Origin of the sequence: Rahnella sp. RcJ3, assembly GCF_009498575.1 — a bacterium.
Taxonomy (GTDB): domain Bacteria; phylum Pseudomonadota; class Gammaproteobacteria; order Enterobacterales; family Enterobacteriaceae; genus Rahnella; species Rahnella aceris.
The window spans coordinates 51,392-65,508 of sequence record NZ_QSNX01000015.1; the positions used below are offsets into that span (position 1 = coordinate 51,392).

At 55.2% G+C, this 14,117-nt stretch carries 12 protein-coding genes; all 12 read right to left on the bottom strand.

Annotated elements, in window-relative coordinates:
• Positions 1–19: 19 nt before the first annotated feature.
• Positions 20–505, bottom strand: coding sequence for an Hcp family type VI secretion system effector (locus tag DXU84_RS18720; protein WP_153376502.1), 486 nt, complete (start codon positions 503–505; stop codon positions 20–22).
• Between the two features lie 463 nt (positions 506–968).
• The gene (locus tag DXU84_RS18725) at positions 969–1,289 is read right to left on the bottom strand and encodes a hypothetical protein (RefSeq protein WP_153376503.1); all 321 of its coding nucleotides are present in this window, start codon (positions 1,287–1,289) and stop codon (positions 969–971) included.
• Between the two features lie 504 nt (positions 1,290–1,793).
• Entirely contained in the window at positions 1,794–2,726 is a 933-nt protein-coding gene (gene rbsK / locus DXU84_RS18730) for a ribokinase (RefSeq protein ID WP_037036693.1), read from the bottom strand.
• Entirely contained in the window at positions 2,723–3,667 is a 945-nt protein-coding gene (alsK, locus tag DXU84_RS18735; RefSeq protein WP_153376504.1) for an allose kinase, read from the bottom strand. Before alsK ends, rbsK begins: the two co-directional genes overlap by 4 nt.
• A 15-nt stretch (positions 3,668–3,682) precedes the next feature.
• Positions 3,683–4,363: a D-allulose 6-phosphate 3-epimerase gene (alsE, locus tag DXU84_RS18740; RefSeq protein WP_131638266.1), complete on the bottom strand. Its 681-nt coding sequence runs from the start codon at positions 4,361–4,363 to the stop codon at positions 3,683–3,685.
• A 38-nt stretch (positions 4,364–4,401) separates the two neighbouring features.
• Entirely contained in the window at positions 4,402–5,487 is a 1,086-nt protein-coding gene (locus DXU84_RS18745) for an ABC transporter permease (protein WP_112150865.1), read from the bottom strand.
• An 11-nt stretch (positions 5,488–5,498) separates the two neighbouring features.
• Positions 5,499–6,488, bottom strand: a complete 990-nt coding sequence (locus DXU84_RS18750; RefSeq protein ID WP_112150866.1) for an ABC transporter permease — start codon at positions 6,486–6,488, stop codon at positions 5,499–5,501.
• Complete coding sequence (locus tag DXU84_RS18755) at positions 6,481–8,013, bottom strand: sugar ABC transporter ATP-binding protein (protein ID WP_013576777.1); 1,533 nt, start codon at positions 8,011–8,013, stop codon at positions 6,481–6,483. Before DXU84_RS18755 ends, DXU84_RS18750 begins: the two co-directional genes overlap by 8 nt.
• Before the next feature lie 2 nt (positions 8,014–8,015).
• A complete protein-coding gene (locus tag DXU84_RS18760; RefSeq protein ID WP_013576778.1) occupies positions 8,016–9,002 on the bottom strand; it encodes a substrate-binding domain-containing protein in 987 nt (328 codons plus the stop codon).
• A gap of 18 nt (positions 9,003–9,020) precedes the next feature.
• A complete protein-coding gene (locus tag DXU84_RS18765) occupies positions 9,021–9,878 on the bottom strand; it encodes a DeoR/GlpR family DNA-binding transcription regulator (protein WP_013576779.1) in 858 nt (285 codons plus the stop codon).
• A gap of 331 nt (positions 9,879–10,209) precedes the next feature.
• Entirely contained in the window at positions 10,210–10,953 is a 744-nt protein-coding gene (locus DXU84_RS18770; RefSeq protein WP_131638274.1) for an SDR family oxidoreductase, read from the bottom strand.
• A gap of 221 nt (positions 10,954–11,174) precedes the next feature.
• Positions 11,175–14,048 (bottom strand): aminomethyl-transferring glycine dehydrogenase, encoded by a 2,874-nt coding sequence (gene gcvP / locus DXU84_RS18775; protein WP_013576781.1) that lies wholly within the window; start codon positions 14,046–14,048, stop codon positions 11,175–11,177.
• Positions 14,049–14,117: the final 69 nt, after the last annotated feature.

Below are 14,117 nucleotides of genomic sequence, written 5' to 3' on the forward strand. Positions count from 1 at the left end.
CAGGGTGTCTGGACATAATTTACGCCCTTTCATTCCATGAGTCTGTGAACATGATGTTCCCATCGCAATGTTTCCACGTTATTTTTTCGTAACGGAGTTCAACAACTTCAAGATGATTGTGCTTTTCTTTGGTTGGATCTTTAATATCATGCATCTGCGGGGAAATGCTCACAACCTTAACGCCTTCGATAAATATATTGAAATACTCAACTTCTTGCCCTGCATCATTGATATGATACCATTTAAATTCTGCTGAATTTAAAGTTTGGCCTTTTGAAACCGCTTTATATAAATAAGGTGATGATGAATCAAACTCTTTTTGGAAAATCATCGCAGAATGATTACGCGTTGCTGTAATGCTTCCGGTTAAAGGGTCTGTTGGCAATCGTAAATTATGTGAAAACCCTGTGACCTCAATACTACCTTCTCTATTATTTACATCCACAGACCCTTTGATTTCCGCACCGCCGTCATCTTTCAACCATAAACAAGCTGGAATTGCCATTTAAATATCCTTATTGAAATAATAAATTCACCATACAAACACTACCTCTTTGTAATTTAAAAATCAATCGCCTGACACAGTAATGCTTTCGCTTAACTATATGCAATAATAACCATCATCAAATTTAATATAATAAATCTTTATCTAAATTGAGAATATCTTTATTAGATCCCAGCCAATGCCTCCGCATTGATTTTGGACGTGTGAGTAAATTGTTATATATATGGTTAAAATAAAGTTGTAATAACGTTCAAGATAAAATCTGGAAGATGTCTCTCAGGAATAACGCAGTCGACTCCCTCCCCTGCGAAGGGGAGGGTTGGGGTGGGGTATTAAAGCAAAATCAAAAAGTTGAAGTGTGCTTTGAAAAGAGTTAGCCCTTAAAACCCCCTCCCGGCCTCCCCCTTCGCAGGGGGAGGAGCAAAGAAAAACCCGCAGCTTTTGCATGGGGATGAGCAAAAGATTACCCCCCCATTTTCGCTTTCGTTAACGCAATCCCCGCCTTCTCTGACAACTCAAACAGTGCCGGAAGCAGATGCGCAGAGGCTTTCAGATAGGCGCTCACCTGCGAAACGCCTTCCGGCGGCAACAGTTCGCTATTTTCCAGCCCTTCACTCAGGCACAGCAAACCCTGGCAAAGCCCTTCAGCGGATTCAGACGCGACAGCGCCGAGATCGTAAAGCTGGGGATCGGTGAAATGGCTCAGATCCAAATCGGCAATCAGGGCACGGAAAACGGTGAGGGAATTTTCGGGATGGGTGGTTTCGGTATTCATGTCAGTCATGATGATTATTCCAGTACTAGATTTTGAATTTCATCACGCCTTCAGGTTCCAAACTAAAGGTGTGACTCAGGCAGGTTTGGAACTCCGGATCTAGCGACCGGCCAACCATTAAGATTGCCCTGCCTAAGCCACGAATTGAGTGTGCACGTAGCCCCTGAAAAAACACAAGTTTTTTCAGTTCCAGATGTTCGGAGTTCCAAGTCCGGCTACGGATTTTGCCGCAGCGAAGCGACTATATTCCTGCCATTTTTCGAATGAAATGGGCTGGATGGATTTACAGGGAGTTACTTTGAAATCTGGAAGATGTCTCGCAGGAATAACGCCGGTCGACTCCCTCACCTGCGAAGGGGAGGGTTGGGGTGGGGTATTAAAGCAAAATCAAAAAGTTGAAGTGTGCTTTGACAGAAGGTATAAGCCCTTAAAACCCCCTCCCAACCTCCCCCTTCGCAGGGGGAGGAGTAAAGAAAAACCTGCAGCTTTCGCAGGAGCAAAAGAAAACCCGCTTCAAACCACCACAACCCCCATCCTCTCCCGCGCTTCTTCATACGTCGGCATCGATGCCGCCGCGCCTGCTCTTTCCACACATACAGAAGCATACGCGGATGCGAATTGTGCGGCTTCGGAGAGTGTGGCGCCGGCTGCGAGTTGGGAGGCCAGCGCGCCGTTGAAGGCGTCACCTGCGCCAGTGGTGTCGACCGGGGTCGCCGGACAGGCCTGGATAATCTGCGTTTCGCCGTTGACTGAAAGCAATGCGCCCTGCGTGCCCAGTGTGATGATCAGCGCCTGTATTCCTTTGGCGTGCAGCGCGTGGGCGGCGCGTTGGGCAGAGGGAATATCGCGGACTTCAATGCCGGTCAGCAGCGTGCACTCCGTGGCGTTCGGCGTCAGTAAATCGACCTGCGACAGCAGATGGTCGGACACCGGCTGGAACGGCGCGGGGTTGAGGATAATGTAGGTGTCATTTTCCTTCGCGATGCCGATCAGTTTTTCAATCGCAGGCAGATTATTTTCGAGCTGCGTCAGCAGGATATCAGCGGCGGCGACGGCCGGACGGCATTGTTCGACTTCTTCGTCGGTGACCGTCAGGTTGGCGCCCGGATCAACGGCAATCATGTTTTCGGCATCGGCTCCGGCGACATAAATCAGCGCGTTGCCGGTCGGGCATTCGCTGGTGGAGAACAACGTGACGGCGTCGAAACCGGCGCTGTCGAGATGGCGGCGGGCAAACATGCCGAAATCATCGCGACCAACTTTACCGATGTAATGCACCCGCGCACCGGCACGCAGTGCGGCGACCGCCTGGTTGGCGCCCTTGCCGCCCGCGCCCATCATGCTGTTGCGGGCAATCAGGGATTCTCCCGGTTTGGGGAAACGCGCCATGCCTGCGACGATATCGAGGTTGAAAGACCCAAATACGCATACCTTGCCTTTGTTCATGCCTCTCTCCTGAAGGAAAATGTTCCGGCGGCCAGAGCTGGCTGCGACGGAAAAACGCGCTGTGCGGCCAGACACGCGCCACGACAACCGGTCTCGTCGGTGACGGCGCTGAAATGAATGGTCAGACCGTTCGCCGGATACGGGCTGCGCAGATGGCTGCGTAGCTGCTGTTCCAGTTCGGCCAGCGGGAAGTTTTCCATCGCCAGCACACCACCGCCCAGCACCAGATATTCGGGATCCAGAATGTTCATTTCGCTGGCGACGGTGCGCGCCAGACGTGCCACAAATTCAGTTAAATCCACATGCCCGGCATGACGTACAAACAGGTCAGCGAACGGCGTTTGCGGCGCATGTTGCCGCGCCCAGCCGGTCAGCCAGTTGCCGGACGTCAGCGTTTCGACGCAGCCGGTTTTGCCGCACGGACAAAGCAACGGATTCCCCGCCAGCGGAATGTGGCCGAGTTCACCCGCACCGCCGTGCGCGCCGTGGTAAAAATCACCGTGGATCCACAAACTGTTGCCCAGCCCGGTGCCGAGATACAGCCCGACGGCAACATCCGGCAATGCGCCGTGCTGCATTAAATCCCACCACATCAGATGGTTAACGTCTTTGTCCATCGCCACCGGCAGGTGTAAACGTTGCGAGAGCAGCGCCGCTACCGGCTGATTATCCAGCGCGGAGATAAACGGCAGCGACAGCACGGTCTGGCGGTCGCGGGACAATATGCCCGGCAGCCCGAGCATCACCTGCGCCACCTGATTATGCGGGTCCTGTTCCTGCAAATACGCCGTGATCAGGTTTTCCAGCCCCTGTAACGGATCGGACTGCCCCGCCCAGCTTTGGGTAGGGGTTTTGTGGTAGCCGCGAAAATTTTGCTGGCTGTCCATCAGCATTAAACGGGTATTGGTGCCCCCGACATCCACTCCAAGAAAGTGCGGCATACGGCTCTCCTGCCCTCAGGCTGCGTGACGCGCCTGACGCATCTGATCGAGCATTTTGTCCCAGGCAACATCCAGATCGTTGTCCAGCGTGAACAGGCCGGAACTGCCGACGATCAGCACTTCCGCGCCCGCGCCCATCAGATCCTGATAGGTGCGCAGGTTGCAGGACCCGTCGATTTCGATCAGATAGCGGTAGCCTTTTTGCTGTTTGAGATCACGCAGTTGCGCGATTTTCTCCAGCATTTCAGGGATGAACGGCTGACCGGCGTAGCCCGGATCGACGGTCATCACGGTGATTTTATCCAGCAGATGAATGTAGTGCTGGATGTATTCCACCGGTGTCGCGGGGTTGAGCACCACGCCGACTTTTTTACCCAGCGAACGGATCTGGTTGATGATGCGGAACGCGTCGCGGTTAATGGTTTCGGCGTGCGGACAGATAAAATCGGCACCGGCAAGGGCTATCGGCTCGATAAAGTCAGCCGGGTTTTCCACCATCATATGCACGTCCAGAACCAGCGGCGTATGCGGGCGGATCTGCTCAATAAAGAACGGCGACAGCGTGATATTTTTGACGTAATGCCCGTCCATGATGTCGATGTGCAGCATGTCGGCGCGACGGTTCAGCACCTCGAGTTGCTGTTTAATGTCGATCAGGCTCATGCACATCAGCGACGGAGAAATTTTGTATTCCATGATGTTTTCCTAAGTCAGAGGCAATTTTAAAAAACTGTTTAAGGTTGAGCCGCCCGCGCTTTGGCAGCGCTCATTCGCCCCGCCCTTTTTTGCAGATAACGGCTGCGGAAGAATTTCAGCGCCAGCACCACAATCAGTACCGCGCCCCACATCGCCAGGCTGAAATGCGGGCTGACGTTCATCAGATTCAGGCCGGTGGAAATCACCTGCAGGACAATCAGCGAGAGCACCACGCCCGCGACTTTACCGAAACCCCCGTTGGGATCGGTGCCGCCGAGAATGATGGCCAGTACCGTCAGCAGCAGATACGAGTCGCCGTAGCCCATGCGCGCCGAGTTGAAACGCGCCATCATGATGAGTCCGGCAATCACGCATAACATGCTGGAAATCACGTAGATGGCGATCAGCACGCGGTGGGTATTCACGCCGCTGAAATGGGTGGCGTTGATGTTGCTGCCGCTCATGTAGATGTATTTACCGAGGCGGGTGCGTTCTAAAAACACCGCGATTAAGGCTGCAGTCAGCAGGAAGATAATCAGCGGAACCGGCACGCCGAGCAGGGTTTCCGCGCCGATAAAGCGCACGATGTCCGGCATACCGCTGATCGCCGCACCGCGTGAAAGGTAGATGCCGACGCCGTTCACCATGGTCATGGTCGCCAGCGTCACCAGAATCGGATGGGCGCCGACATACGCCACCAGCGCGCCGGTCAGCATGCCAATCACCAGCGCCAGAATCATTGCGCCAACCAGCGCCAGCGTCAGCCACACCGCCTGCATCGCCATGCTGGCATCCGGCGGCAACCAGGTGAGAAACACCCATGCCATCAGTAAACTGGTCAGGTTAGCGGTGGCGATAATGCACAGGTTCAGACCACCGCTGAGGATCGGGATAAACATCGCCAGCGTCAGTAAACCGAGTTCCGGCAACTGGAAGGCGACGCTCATAAAGGTGGCATCACTGAAAAACCGCCCCGGCATCGCCAGGCTGAAACCGATGATCACCACCAGCAATAACAGCGATAATCCCAATGTCGTGCTATCTATTTTCAGGGAAGCGATTTTCAGGCGAGGCCGCGCATCGGGCTTCGCTTTAAGACTCACATTTCTGCTTTTTGCGAACATAGCGGTTTTCCTCAGGCGAAGCCGACTTCGGTTTCTTTGCGTTTCTTGTAATGGGTGACGGTGATGGCCGCGACGATCACCACGCCGATGACGATATTCATGAAGTAACTGGAAACGCCGATCAGGTTGAGGCCGTTTTTCAGCACGCCAATCAGGAACACGCCCATCAGGGTGCCGACCACGCTGCCTTTGCCGCCGTTGAGACTGGCACCGCCGAGCACTGCCGCCGCCAGTACATCCAGCTCGCCGCCGACCAGTGCATTCGGCACCACTTCACCGACGCGATACACCTGCACCAGCCCGCCAATCGCCGCCATCGCGCCGAGATATCCGTAGGCAAAAAGATGCAGCAAACCGACGCGAATACCGATACGGCGTGCGGATTCCTGGTCACCGCCGACCGCAAATAACTGGCGTCCGAGATGGGTTTTGTTAAGCAGGATCCAGCTCAGTCCGGCGACCACTAACATCACCACCACCGGCAATCCAATCTGATAATGCTGCTCGCCGACGCTGAACGGCAGCACACGGATTGGCGTCGTCAGCCAGTCCGGCAGGTCGTACAAACTGGTGCCGTTGGTCAGCCACATCAGCATGCCGAACAGCAGCGACTGCATACTGATGGTGACGATGATCGACACGATGCGCAGGCAGTAGATCAGAATCGCGTTGATCATCCCGAGCACCGTGCCGATGGCGACCGCCAGTAAAATGCTGCCGGTCGGGCTGCTCAGGCCGTAGTGAATCGCCAGCGTGGCGATGAGGTACTGCACGACAGAAGCCACGGCGGCGAACGAAATATCGATTCCGCCGGTGACCAGCACCACGAACAGACCGAGGGCAAAGATGCCGCTGACGGCGTAGCTTTCGGTCAGATCCAGCAGGTTCTGTAAAGTCAGAAACTGGTTGGTGAGTAAGGAAAAGGTGACGATCACCACCAGCAATACCCAGGCTAAATAACCTTCGTTGCTGGACGGGCGTAACCGGCTGAGCTTAAGCATTGACCGCCTCCGCAAGTTGTTGCTGGGTAATCGCGCCCGGCAGATATTCGCCAACCACCGTGCCTTCACTGAAATGCAGCACGCGGTCACAGTTGAAATAGACTTCCGGCACTTCGTCGGAAATCAGCAGGATGGAAATCCCCTCTTCCGCCAGTTGGTGGATCAACTGATAAATGCTGGCTTTCGCGCCGACATCGACGCCGACCGTTGGCGAATCGAGGATCAGGATTTTCGGCTGTGTCAGCACCCATTTCGCGAGGACGATCTTTTGCTGATTGCCACCGGAAAGGGTGGAAATCGCCTGTTCGGGACTGGCGACTTTGACGCCGAGTTTTTCGATCCACTGCTGGATGATCTTGTTTTTGCGGTATTCGTCGATCAGATGAAAACGGCTGCGCAGCTGATCCATGATCGCCAGCACGGTGTTGTCGCCCACCGATTGTTGCTGGATCAGGCCGAGCGTCAGGCGATCTTCCGACACATAACCGACGCCGGATTTGATCGCGTCTTCATGGCTGCGAAAACGCACCGGTTTGCTGTCGAGGTAGATTTTGCCGCTGTCGGGTTTGGTCATGCCGAACAGACTGAGTGCCAGTTCGGTGCGGCCGGAACCGAGCAGACCGCATAAACCGAGCACTTCTCCGGCATGCAGTTTGAAACTGACGTCGTGATACTGGCCTGCGCGGCTGAGTTTGTCGGTTTCCAGCATGATGCGTTCGTCATTCATGTTGGCGGCTTTCAGGCGGTAATCGAGTTTCAGGCCGGTCATCAGTTCGGTCAGGCGTTCGCTGCTGACTTCAGAGGCCGGGAATGTGCCGACCTTTTTGCCGTCACGGATCACCGTGACGCTGTCTGAAATCTCCAGCACTTCATCGAGGCGATGGCTGACGAACACCACGCTGATGCCTTTGCTTTTCAGATAATGCACGGTGCGCAGCAACTGATTCACTTCGGTGCGGGTCAGCGAGGCCGTCGGCTCATCCATAATCACTAACCGCGCATCGGCGACCAGTGCACGGCAAATCGCCACCTGCTGGCGCTGGGCAATCGGCAGCGCCGAGACTTTGCTGTCGAGATCCAGCGTGTAATTCAGTTCAGTCAGAATGCGCTGCGCGGTTTCCCGCAGGCGCGACGGGCGATACCAGCCCATCAGCCCCTGCAGGTTGTGGTCGAAGGCGATGTTCTCGAACACGCTGAGGTTCGGGAACAGCGACAAGTCCTGATAAATCACCTGCACGCCAAACTGACGTGCCTGATCCGGAGAGAGTTTGCTGAAACTCTGGCTGCCCTGCGACGGCGAGCTGAGCGTGATCTGGCAACCGTTGTCCGGCTGATAAACCCCCGAGATCACTTTGATCAACGTACTTTTCCCGCAGCCGTTGGTACCCGCCAGGCAGTGAACTTCGCCCTGCATCAGCCGCAGGGAAATGTCGTTGAGCGCACGCTGCCCGCCAAACGTCACCGACAGGTTTTGCACATCAATCAGCGGCGCGTTCTCTGTTTGAATGATCTCGGAGATTGCCATGATTACAGCCCCATTTTGACCAGTTTCGGCAGGTTCGCTTTGTCCAGGCTTTCGGTTTCGTTGCCCAGAATGGTGTGCGTTGCTTCATCGACTTTCACTTTGCCCATGCCTTCAATGGTCATGCCGTCAGTGATTTTTTCGCCTTTCTCCAGCTTCTCGGCGATGCGCACAAAGACTTCACCCGCGACCATCGGGTTCCAGATAAAGCCGCCTTTGATGGCCCCGGCTTTCACCAGACTGGCGCCCTGACCCGGACTGAATGGCCCGAACACACAGATGTCGTCAGTTTTGCCACGGTTAAGCACCGCGCGGCCTGCGCCAATCGGGCCTTGTGAACCGATCGCCAGAATGCCTTTCAGGTTGGCGTCTTTGGACATCAGGTCATTGGTAGTACGGATGCTGTCATCAAGGGATTCGCCGACACCAAATTTGTCGCCGACCAGATGCATATCCGGATAATGTTCTTTCTGGTAATTGATGGCGGCATCGGCCCATTTCTGATGGAGTGGGACGGTAAGACTTCCGACGTATACCGCGTAATCGCCTTTCTCTTTCATACACTGCGCCAGCGCGATCATGTGATTAATGCCGTGCTGCGTGGCATCGACCATTTCGAAATCCCAGTCGGCATATTTCTGATCCGGCGATTCATGCACGATGACTTTTATCCCGGCGTCGTGAGCGCGTTTCAGTACCGGCTCCAGCACGCGGGCATCGTTGGGCACCACGCCGATCACATCTACTTTCTGGGCGATCAGATCTTCAATCGCACGCACCTGCAACGCCGGATCCGCACTGGTCGGCCCGACCTGCCACGCGTCGATCCCGCGTTTGGCCGCTTCGCTTTTGATCCCGGCTTCCATCGCGTTGAACCAGGCGTTACCGCCGACTTTCACCACCACGCCCATGCGAATTTTGTCGGCGGCGTGCGCAGACAGGGACAACATGGCTGTGGCGAACAGGCAGGCAAGAACGGATTTCTTGATCATGTTTACTCTCCTGGGAGGTCAGTTATGTGCCGCAGCTAACGGGCCGTTGCGGCTGTTTTTAGTTTTTTTCTGTAGGGGTGACGGAGAAACTTCAATCACGTTAACGTTGCTCCAGGCCAGTTCCTGGCGGAATTCTTCATCCTCCAGATGGTCTGTTATCAGTGTGTCGATTTCCCGGTAGTGGCAGATCCGCGCAAAAGAGCGGCGGCCGAATTTGCTGGAGTCAGCCAGCAAAATTTTGTGCTCGGAGGAAAGCAGCATTTGCTGTTTCAGCCGTGCGTGATGCTCGTTACTTTCACGGATACCGCCTTCGTGGCTGATGCCGTGACAGGAGAAAAACAGTTTGTTGATGACGAACTCTTTCAGCATTTGTTCGGCCAGCACACCGACAAAATCTTCGTATTTCGCCGAGTATTCACCGCCCAGTCCGATCACCCGCACGTTAGCTTTCACCGCCAGCGTCTGGATGATGTGCACCGAGTTGGTCAGCACCACCAGCTGAATGTCAGGCAACTGGCGCGCCAGAAACCAGCTGCTGGAACTGCTGTCGAGCAGCAGGCAATCGCCGGGATTGATCAGCTGTAACGCCCGTTTGGCGATACGCGTTTTGCTGTCCGGCGACTGATTGCTGCGGTCACGAAAGGATTCACCCTGTTCAATCTGCGACGGCACATAGGTTTTTTCTGCCGCCGAATGTTCTTTAAACACCGCGCCGCCATGGCTGCGTAACAGCACGCCACGCTTTTCCAGCAGCGCCAGATCCCGCCGCGCGGTTTCCAGCGAGATGCGGCATAACTGCGCCACTTCCTGAACAAGAATGCGTCCGCGCTGGCTGAGAATTTCGGTGATATATCGATGTCGCTCTACTGGCAGCATGTGGTGATTCCTCTTTCCCGATGTCAAATAGGATACGCAGCCGGATGTTTATGGAATGCGCAGTGCCTCAAAGGCGACTGTGCGCATTTTTTGCCACAATCGTCCTGTGATAGTTGTCACGAAAAGGTGAGAAAATATGAAATGTTAAAGTTTGGATCTGTGGTGGGAACGGCATTAAATCGTCATTTGCGTTGCAACAGAACAGCAACAGATTTGCAAACGGTCACAATTCCTCGTGCAATTTAATGACCGTTAATGACCGGTTGTGTGGATTTGACCGTTTTGGGGGAGTGAACGGGGAGCGAACCCCGCTATCAATGATTTACGCTGACTATCTGCCGCCAGCCAGATCGAGAAAGCTGCCGGTGGCGTAAGAGGCGGAATCCGACAGCAACCAGGCAATCGCCTGTGCGACTTCTTCCGGCTGACCGCCGCGCTGCATCGGCAGATTGGCTTTCACGCGATCGACGCGTCCCGGCTCACCGCCGCTGGCGTGCATGTCGGTGTAGATCAGACCCGGACGCACACAGTTAACGCGGATACCGTACGCCGCCACTTCCAGCGCCAGACCGGTTGTCAGGGTATCCACCGCACCTTTCGATGCCGCGTAATCGACATATTCACCCGGCGCACCTAAACGGGAAGCCGCCGAGGACACATTCACAATCGCCCCGCCTTTTCCGCCATGCCGGTGTGACATGATTTTCACCGCCTCACGGCAGCACAGGAAATACCCGGTTACGTTAGTAGACAGCACTTTGTTGATACGTGCAGCAGAGAGATTTTCAATGGTGGTCTGCTGGAACAAAATCCCGGCATTATTCACCAGCGCGGTGATCGGGCCGAGTTCGTTGCTCAGCTGTTTGAACATCGCGACAACCTGCGCTTCATCGGCAATATCAGCCTTCAGCGCGATGGCTTTGCCACCGGACTGATGGATTTCATTGATGACAGATTGCGCTGCGGTTTCGTTATTCACGTAATTCACACCGACGGCGTAACCCTGCTGCGCAAGAAGGAGAGCCGTTGCACGGCCGATGCCGCGACTGGCGCCGGTGACGAGAGCGATTTTCATGAGTGTAAGATTCCATTGGGGGGAAATGAGGAAAGTGCTTACTCCTCCCCCTGCGAAGGGGGAGGCCGGGAGGGGGTTTTAAGGACTAACACTTTGACAAAGCTAACTTTAATTTTTGGATTCTGACCTTAATACCCCACCCCAACCCTCCCCTTCGCAGGGGAGGGAGCAGCCCGAGTTTTTTACTCCTCACCCTTCTCAGCGAGGAGCAGATCGGCGTCTTACTCGTAATCTGACATCGGTACACACGAACAGAACAAATTCCTGTCCCCGTACACGTCATCCAGACGTTTCACCGTCGGCCAGTACTTGTTGTCGTAACCGGCCGGGAATACCGCCACTTCGCGGGTGTACGGATGGTTCCAGTCGCTGACCAGCTCGTTCTGCACGTGCGGTGCATTCACCAGCGGGTTGTCTGCCAGCGGCCATTCGCCTTGCGCCACGCGGTCGATTTCACTGCGGATTGCCAGCAGCGCATCAATGAAGCGATCCAGTTCCACTTTGCTTTCTGATTCGGTTGGTTCAACCATCAGCGTACCGGCCACCGGGAAGGACATGGTCGGGGCATGGAATCCGTAGTCGATCAGACGCTTGGCGATATCCATTTCACTGATACCGGTCGTCTCTTTCAGCGGACGAATATCCAGAATGCATTCGTGCGCCACACGACCATCACGGCCGGTATACAGCACCGGATACGCGTCTTTCAGACGGGTCGCGATGTAGTTCGCATTCAGAATTGCCACCTGGCTGGCTTGTTTCAGACCTTCCGCGCCCATCATGCGGATATACATCCAGCTGATTGGCAGGATGGAAGCACTGCCGAACGGTGCCGCAGAAACCGCGCCGTTTTGCGTCAGCACGCCGTCAATCTGCACCACGCTGTGACCCGGAACGAACGGCGCCAGATGCGCTTTCACACCAATCGGGCCCATGCCCGGACCGCCGCCGCCGTGCGGGATACAGAAAGTTTTATGCAGGTTAAGGTGCGAGACGTCCGCGCCGATGTAACCCGGCGTGGTAATGCCGACCTGTGCGTTCATGTTCGCGCCGTCGAGGTAAACCTGACCGCCGTACTGATGCACAATCTGGCAAACTTCGCGGATAGTTTCTTCGTAAACGCCGTGCGTTGACGGGTACGTCACCATGATACAAGACAGCTCATCGCCCGCTTTCGCCGCTTTCTCACGCAGGTCGCTCAGGTCGATGTTGCCCTGTTTATCACACGCAACCACTACGACGGTCATGCTCGCCATCTGCGCGGAAGCCGGGTTGGTGCCGTGCGCTGAACTTGGGATCAGGCAGATGTGACGACCGCTTTCGTTACGGCTTTCGTGGTAACGACGGATGGCCAGCAGACCCGCGTATTCGCCCTGCGCGCCGGAGTTTGGCTGCATGCAAACTGCGTCGTAACCGGTAAGCTGAACCAGCCATTGTGACAACTGACCAATCATCTGCTGATAACCGCCAGCCTGTTCTGTCGGACAGAACGGGTGCAGATCGGCAAATTCCGGCCAGGTTATCGGGATCATTTCTGCCGCAGCGTTCAGTTTCATGGTGCAGGAACCCAGCGGGATCATGGCCTGATTCAACGCCAGATCCTTTTTCTCCAGACGGTGCATATAACGCATCATCTCGGTTTCGCTGTGGTACTGGTTGAATACCGGATGGGTCAGGATCGGATCCACACGCAGCATAGCAGCAGGAATGGAGTTGCTGTCGGTCGATGCCGCCTTGTCCAGTTTGTCGATATCCAGACCGTTGTCGTCACCCAGCAGGGCAGCGAACAGAACCTGAACGTCTTCGCGGGACGTGGCTTCGTCGAGGGTGATACCGACTGCGCCGTGAATGTCAGTACGCAGGTTCAGACCGAAACTCAGTGCGCGCTCCAGCACAGCGGCTTTGTCTTTGACTTCAACAGTCAGCGTGTCAAACCAGGTGTTATGACGCAGCGTCAGGCCACCCTGTTTCAGGCCAGCGGCCAGAATGTCGGTCAGACGGTGAATACGTGACGCAATGCGTTTCAGGCCTTCAGGACCGTGGAATACCGCATACAGACTGGCAATATTCGCCAGTAAAACCTGCGAGGTACAAATGTTGGAGTTGGCTTTTTCGCGGCGGATATGTTGCTCGCGGGTCTGCATCGCCATACGCAGTGCAGTTTTGCCTGCGGCATCACGGGAAACCCCGATGATACGGCCCGGCATGGAACGTTTGAATTCGTCTACACAGGCGAAGAATGCCGCGTGCGGACCACCGTAGCCCATCGGCACACCAAAGCGTTGCGCGGAACCGAAGACCACGTCTGCGCCCTGCTTGCCCGGTGCGGCCAGCAGCACCAGCGCCATAATATCAGCGGCAACGCTGGTAATAATTTTGCGGGATTTCAGTTCGCCCAGCAGCGCGGTGTAATCGTGAACTTCACCGGTGGTGCCAACCTGCTGCAGCAGCACGCCGAACACGCCTTCCAGCTCGAGCACTTTTTCGGCTTTATCAACGATGATGTCAAAACCGAAGGTTTCCGCACGGGTACGCACCACATCCAGCGTTTGCGGATGCACGTCGTCTGCCACGAAGAAACGGTTGGCATCTTTGAGTTTGCTGGCACGTTTTGCCAGCGCCATCGCTTCGGCAGCGGCAGTCGCTTCATCAAGCAAAGAAGCAGAAGCCAGATCCAGCCCCGTTAAGTCTAAAGTCAGTTGCTGGAAGTTCAGCAATGCTTCAAGACGGCCCTGTGACACTTCCGGCTGATACGGCGTGTACGCGGTGTACCAGCCCGGATTTTCCAGCATATTGCGCTGGATAACCGGCGGTGTCAGCACCGCGCTGTAACCCATACCGATGTAGGATTTATAGCGTTGATTCTGGCTGGCAATGGCTTTCAGCTCAGCCAGCGCCTGATGTTCCGTGACGGCATCACCGACAGCCGGCGGGCCTGGTAACTGGATATCGACCGGAACGATCTGCTGGATCAGCGCATTTAAAGAATCCGCACCGACCGTTTCCAGCATCTGTTGCTGCTGCTGAGAAGACGGACCGATGTGGCGGCCGATAAAGGCTTCGCTGTGTTCGAGTTGGCTGAGAGTCTGAGTCATTTGCTACGCATTCCTGAAATCTGCTGGAGGTGTCTTGGGATACTGACAAAAGCTACGGGTCTGGAACTG

What these genes read in the sequence shown, in the direction of transcription:
- DXU84_RS18720 (WP_153376502.1), bottom strand. Translation starts at nt 505, where the DNA reads ATGGCAATTCCAGCTTGTTTATGGTTGAAAGATGACGGCGGTGCGGAA.
- DXU84_RS18725 (WP_153376503.1), bottom strand. Translation starts at nt 1,289, where the DNA reads ATGACTGACATGAATACCGAAACCACCCATCCCGAAAATTCCCTCACC.
- rbsK (WP_037036693.1), bottom strand. Translation starts at nt 2,726, where the DNA reads ATGAACAAAGGCAAGGTATGCGTATTTGGGTCTTTCAACCTCGATATC.
- alsK (WP_153376504.1), bottom strand. Translation starts at nt 3,667, where the DNA reads ATGCCGCACTTTCTTGGAGTGGATGTCGGGGGCACCAATACCCGTTTA.
- alsE (WP_131638266.1), bottom strand. Translation starts at nt 4,363, where the DNA reads ATGGAATACAAAATTTCTCCGTCGCTGATGTGCATGAGCCTGATCGAC.
- DXU84_RS18745 (WP_112150865.1), bottom strand. Translation starts at nt 5,487, where the DNA reads ATGTTCGCAAAAAGCAGAAATGTGAGTCTTAAAGCGAAGCCCGATGCG.
- DXU84_RS18750 (WP_112150866.1), bottom strand. Translation starts at nt 6,488, where the DNA reads ATGCTTAAGCTCAGCCGGTTACGCCCGTCCAGCAACGAAGGTTATTTA.
- DXU84_RS18755 (WP_013576777.1), bottom strand. Translation starts at nt 8,013, where the DNA reads ATGGCAATCTCCGAGATCATTCAAACAGAGAACGCGCCGCTGATTGAT.
- DXU84_RS18760 (WP_013576778.1), bottom strand. Translation starts at nt 9,002, where the DNA reads ATGATCAAGAAATCCGTTCTTGCCTGCCTGTTCGCCACAGCCATGTTG.
- DXU84_RS18765 (WP_013576779.1), bottom strand. Translation starts at nt 9,878, where the DNA reads ATGCTGCCAGTAGAGCGACATCGATATATCACCGAAATTCTCAGCCAG.
- DXU84_RS18770 (WP_131638274.1), bottom strand. Translation starts at nt 10,953, where the DNA reads ATGAAAATCGCTCTCGTCACCGGCGCCAGTCGCGGCATCGGCCGTGCA.
- gcvP (WP_013576781.1), bottom strand. Translation starts at nt 14,048, where the DNA reads ATGACTCAGACTCTCAGCCAACTCGAACACAGCGAAGCCTTTATCGGC.